Origin of the sequence: Aliiroseovarius lamellibrachiae (assembly GCF_018599245.1) — a bacterium.
GTDB lineage: Bacteria > Pseudomonadota > Alphaproteobacteria > Rhodobacterales > Rhodobacteraceae > Aliiroseovarius > Aliiroseovarius lamellibrachiae.
In genome coordinates this window covers 1-5,029 of sequence record NZ_JAHEVJ010000018.1, presented here as the reverse complement: position 1 = coordinate 5,029, position 5,029 = coordinate 1, and the positions used below count along the sequence as shown (strand labels likewise).

The following is a 5,029-nucleotide window of genomic DNA, read 5'->3' as shown; positions in this document are numbered from 1 at the left end:
AAGACGCTCGAAGCGCGCCGCTTGCATCACAGGCAACGCGCCGCATAATCAAACCAACCAGATGAGCCAAACTCTCTCTTAGTTTAGGCCGCCTTTGGACCCAAAAACTCTGCCGACGCACAGGGTTTCTCTAGTTTCAGATTCCAGCGGGTTGGTGTTAACAGCCGTTGAGATCGGTGAAAACGGAGAGCAGTATCAAACCCATCAGTACCAACTCTCAAATGAGAGTGATCTTAATTTTCAGTACTTCAGTGCTGTTGATGCGCCTGGTGATTGGTACGAACACTGGGTTGAGAACACTTATCTTCCAAACTTGGTACAAATAGGCTCAGATACGCCTCAGTTCACAGTGAAACTCTTATATTCCCCTGCACCATGAAACTCTCGCGGCATGACTGTCACTCATAGTAAATGCCCTACTAACACTCAGTAGATCTCCAATATCGTACCCGGGTTTACTCCCTGACTCAGCAAAACGACGCCCAGGAGTTTATCTTTGCCATCACCATTAACAATTGCAAGATAGACGGCTCCGGACGGTTTGGATTGTTGAAATCTTGATTGCAGGTGATCACGTCCACCCAATGCTTCAATGAGGTCTTCTGGGGTCACATCCAATGCCAATCCTCGACGCCCGGAATGAACCGTTGCAAACATCGCAATGGCGTTCATATCCTCAATTGGCATCCCCACCACTCGGGGAAGCTCTCCAACACTCTCTAGTCGTTGTGAATTACTTCGCCGCACTTGAAGTGTATCAATCACGCTTGAAGGCAAACCCATTGCGGAGACAAAAGTTTCAACAAGTGCAGTGTCGGCAGTATTTAGATCGATCAACCCCGCCACATCTTGCAAACGAAGTTCGGCATAGTCATCCTGCCAGGGCACCGTAACCTTTTGGCTTGGCGGTATCTGTTTGGGGGATGATCCGAACGCTGCAATAGCGAAGCTTAATAGCGCTGCAGTTTCATGTGCAGTTCGCATTATCCTTTTTTCAGTATCAATGTCCGTTGCACGAGAAACCACACGCGTGGTTGTTCCCGCCACAAGGAAGGTTATAACGCTGAGCATGGACAAAACGACGATCAACGCAAATCCACGGTTATTTCTATTTTTCAATACCATACCGCTAGAATGCCAACTAAGATCGACAAATGCAAAAGGTCTCATTTCATTCTTTGGTTCTGCTACATTTACTGGTCTATGGCCTAGCACTTTTCATCATCGCTCCCGGCGCGGGATGGCCTGCAATTGCCCTGTGCGCGCCTCTCATTTGGGGGAGTGTGATTGATATCATCCGCTACGAGATCCCCGACGAAGTCTCTGCCCTGCTTGTCCTAGGTGGCAGCATCTGGATCTTCACAATACCCTCCCTCAACGCATATGAACATATTTTGGGAGCCCTCATTTGGCCTGTACTATTTTATGCGGTGCGCATCGGGCATTTCCTGTTCCGCAAGGCGCATGGCCTTGGTCTGGGGGATGTGAAACTTATCGCCGGTATCGGACTTTGGTGCGGGTTGCTTGATACAATCACCGTTGTACTTGGCGCAGCGCTCGCTGGCATTTTGGTGCTTTTGTTGCCAAGGATCATGCCCGGCAAAAGACACGCCCCCCCTAATCAATTAATGGTTGCATTCGGTCCTTACCTTTGTCTTTCTGCCTGGTGTGTTTGGTTGTCAAAGGTTGGGATATGATGCGACAAAAGCCAAAGTGGACATCCGAAAGTGGTGTGACCATTCTTGAGGTTCTCATCGTGTTGGCCATCATTGCGATGATCGCCGCCGTTGCCGGACCTCGGTTGATTGGGTATTTGGGCCGCGCCAAATCTGAAATGGCGCAATTGCAGATCAATCAAATCGGCACTGCCCTTCAGCTTTTTTACATCGATACCGGGCGATACCCGTCAGATGCTGAAGGGTTAGATGTTCTGGTGACATCGCCCCCCGGGGACAGCAATTGGAACGGACCTTATCTGACTGGCGCAGGTGGGCTTAAGGATCCTTGGGGGCGGGCGTATCTGTATTCTGAACCGACAGGCAATGCCCAACCCGCGCTGTCGAGCCTTGGGAAAGATGGGGTGGAGGGTGGAACCGGCGAAGACAAGGATTTGTCGCTTTAGCGATGGTTACCTACCGCGCCCTTCTGCCGATGGAAGCTATGACCGCAGATCGGTCCACCTGCACTTTTCGCACGTTGTAGACTACCGGCTGAAACAAATCTCTACCCACCCAGATCACAAGGTGTGAAGAGTAGCTTAATCTACGACAGATCCTGCCCAATAGTTGGAGAGTGCTCTATTGGGGCCGTCGATCCAGTTGAAGACATCATGGCAATTCAACAAAGTAGTTTGTATATTCAATTTCCTTAAGCTTGTTGTCCAAGAAGAATAGGCGATATCTCTTATAGCTATTCAAGGCTTTCAGTGACCATATATCTTGTTTCATTAACCACCCAATCGCCTCTGGGTCTGATTGCAAAGTTTGCACCTTTGCGTCGACAAATATTCGCATTAAGTCTGGCCGATACCCCCGAACTCTCGACATCGCGCCCCTCAAAGCATCTTTGTCTAAAAAATTTCTAAGTTCATCCTTTAGATTAGATAGTGACGTGCCCACAGTGATCGCATCGAATTCACCAGCAAGTAGGTCAGAATTCACTTTATCCACTCGAGCATCTGACAGAAAAAAAATACCTGAAACACCGGGCCCCCAGACCTGAATAGCTTCAACACCATCGAAGCGGTCTATTCGGTCGAGTTCGCCTTTCGAAATTGAAAACTGCATTGGGTCAAAAATATCAATCACTGAAAGGTCAGGTCGGTCATGTAATTGCATCAATATATCTTGCTTACTTTCCCCAATAACAAACCCGTCAAAAGAACCACGCCGCACTATCCTTTTATGAAATACCGCAAATAGCATTGTGATGATAATGAGTGTCAAAACTACCGGAACAATTAGTCTAGGAATAGTCATATCATCGAACTCCAACGGTTATCTACGGTTTAGATTTTTCATTCCAGGCACCTGGGTACGGGGGGGTACCCCCAGTTTGAACAATCAATTGTGTAGCGGCTGTGTTAGAGTTAGCACCACCTGGCCAATTGCTATAGTCTCTCTGGCTATAAGTATTGCCGCGCCTAATTACTCTATTGTCATATTCGCAGCTAGAAACACCATTAGGTGGTTGAATGTGCCATTTTCCAACGTTCTCGGGATCGTCCGGCGCTAAGTATGCATTCCGATCAGTGACAAACACACTACTTGGGTTTTGTTGATCATCAAATCTGCTATTACCTCCCGCCAGCGAAAATTGTGCTAAAATACCATCAGGATCACCCGCCATATCACACCCACAGTCGTTGTCATCTTCGACGACGAAGACTGCACAGTGTTGTCGCCAAGTACTCACTCCGCCTCCACCTGTTTCTAGTGGTCGACAAACATAGACAACTTTTTCTCCCCTCAGGTCCACATACCGCCCCGGGTTCTGACGCGCATAGCCATAAACACTCGCCCCATCCACCAACCCCAACGGATCTGCCTGAATATACCGTCCCGTGGTCGGATCATAATCGCGCATCCAGTTTTGATGCAGACCGCTCTCGGACTGGAACCATTGGCCGGGGAAGCGCAGGTTGCTGGCGGCTCCGGTGCTGGTATGCACACCGCCAAAGGGCAGATAAGATGCCTCCCACACTTTCAACCCATTCACATCCGTCGCAAAAACCGGGCGGCCGATGTGATCGCTGCGGACAAAATAGACCTCGTTGTTTTCAACAACGGCAACCGGCATGCCTTCTAGCCAGATATATTCGCGCAAAAGCGTTTTGGCACCGGTGGTTTGGTCAACCTCATGTTCCGCAATCCGGTTGCCATCCACATCAAAGATATTGTGGATGGTTTTGCCCAATTGGTTCAGACGGCGGATCACCTGACGGCCAAGCACGTCGTATTCATATTCGGCCTGAACAACGCCATTGATGGAAAAACTGTCCATGCGTCCGGCGGCATTATAGGTATAGCCATATTGCTGCCCGGTGCGGTTGTCGAATATCACATTACCAGCGGCATCATAGGTGAAGCTGCGTGTGCTGGTTCCCGCAACTGAAGCCAACCGGTTGTCGGTTGTCCCGTATTGATAGGTATCCGTTCCGGGGGAGGCCCCGTTTGCGGCAACCTCAGTCAATCGGTTTCCGACGCCATCATAAGTATAGTCAAGATCGCCCCAAGGGCCCGTCGCCGAGGACAAAGCTTCGCGCGGTGAATAGCCAAAGGTTTTGGAGTTCGCCCCCACCAACAGGTCTGTCACCGAGCCGAGATTGTCGCGAGATGTCCATGTATATGACATGTCACGCAGGACAGTCGATGAAAGCTCATCCTTAAGCCCCGTCAGACGGTATGAGTTGTCATACTGCGCGGTGTGGGTGAACCCATCGCCATAAGTCATCGACTTAATTGGCCCGTTGGGCAGGTATTTAATCTGATCGACAATATCGACACGGGGCAACCATTTACCATTGTCCCCTTTGCGACGCATATTCATCTTGGAAATACGCCCATCAAGATCACGGTAGATGAACAGCTCCATTTTGCGACTACCTGGGTAATATAGACGATATAGTTCGCCCATGCGGTTCCACTGGTATTTCACTTGATAGGAGTAACCGTCGAGCACGAACTTGTTGTAGACCAGCGTGGCTGTCTGTGAAGAATGCCCAATTCTGTTTTCAACGTTATGACTCGTTGCACCAGTGAGTTTTCCCAGATTTTGTAGCCCACCCGCACCATCGTAGGTGAAAAGCTGATCTTCAATTGGTGTAGCAGGGAACTTGCGTGCTACTAGGCGGCCACCATTGTCATATTCATTTGTGGAAACCACACCGCGAGCATCTGTCATAGAAGTGTGCGTCGGCAGAGTTTTTGGGTCCAAAGGCGGCCTAAACTAAGAGAGAGTTTGGCTCATCTGGTTGGTTTGATTATGCGGCGCGTTGCCTGTGATGCAAGCGGCGCGCTTCGAGCGTCTT

General features: G+C 49.6%; 5 protein-coding genes. 2 read left to right on the top strand and 3 right to left on the bottom strand.

What is annotated here, in order from left to right:
• Nucleotides 1-426: 426 nt before the first annotated feature.
• Nucleotides 427-1,125 (bottom strand): hypothetical protein, encoded by a 699-nt coding sequence (locus tag KKW20_RS16515; protein WP_214569024.1) that lies wholly within the window; start codon nt 1,123-1,125, stop codon nt 427-429.
• 29 nt (nt 1,126-1,154) lie between these two features.
• On the opposite strand from KKW20_RS16515, the gene KKW20_RS16510 reads away from it, so the two are divergent.
• The gene (locus tag KKW20_RS16510) at nt 1,155-1,697 is read left to right on the top strand and encodes a prepilin peptidase (protein ID WP_214569022.1); all 543 of its coding nucleotides are present in this window, start codon (nt 1,155-1,157) and stop codon (nt 1,695-1,697) included.
• Complete coding sequence (gene gspG / locus KKW20_RS16505; protein ID WP_214569020.1) at nt 1,694-2,122, top strand: type II secretion system major pseudopilin GspG; 429 nt, start codon at nt 1,694-1,696, stop codon at nt 2,120-2,122. The genes KKW20_RS16510 and gspG overlap by 4 nt, the downstream gene beginning before the upstream one ends.
• A 205-nt stretch (nt 2,123-2,327) precedes the next feature.
• Here the strand turns inward: gspG and KKW20_RS16500 are convergent, their stop codons facing one another.
• Together KKW20_RS16500 and KKW20_RS16495 are read right to left on the bottom strand one after the other, a co-directional pair.
• A complete protein-coding gene (locus KKW20_RS16500) occupies nt 2,328-2,978 on the bottom strand; it encodes a hypothetical protein (RefSeq protein WP_214569018.1) in 651 nt (216 codons plus the stop codon).
• Nucleotides 2,979-3,000: 22 nt separating this feature from the next.
• Nucleotides 3,001-4,902: an RHS repeat domain-containing protein gene (locus tag KKW20_RS16495; RefSeq protein WP_214569016.1), complete on the bottom strand. Its 1,902-nt coding sequence runs from the start codon at nt 4,900-4,902 to the stop codon at nt 3,001-3,003.
• Nucleotides 4,903-5,029 lie beyond the last annotated feature (127 nt).

Bases quoted from the DNA above. Each gene is read 5' to 3' on its own strand.
- KKW20_RS16515 (WP_214569024.1), bottom strand. From the start codon at position 1,125: ATGGTATTGAAAAATAGAAATAACCGTGGATTTGCGTTGATCGTCGTT.
- KKW20_RS16510 (WP_214569022.1), top strand. From the start codon at position 1,155: ATGCAAAAGGTCTCATTTCATTCTTTGGTTCTGCTACATTTACTGGTC.
- gspG (WP_214569020.1), top strand. From the start codon at position 1,694: ATGATGCGACAAAAGCCAAAGTGGACATCCGAAAGTGGTGTGACCATT.
- KKW20_RS16500 (WP_214569018.1), bottom strand. From the start codon at position 2,978: ATGACTATTCCTAGACTAATTGTTCCGGTAGTTTTGACACTCATTATC.
- KKW20_RS16495 (WP_214569016.1), bottom strand. From the start codon at position 4,902: ATGACAGATGCTCGCGGTGTGGTTTCCACAAATGAATATGACAATGGT.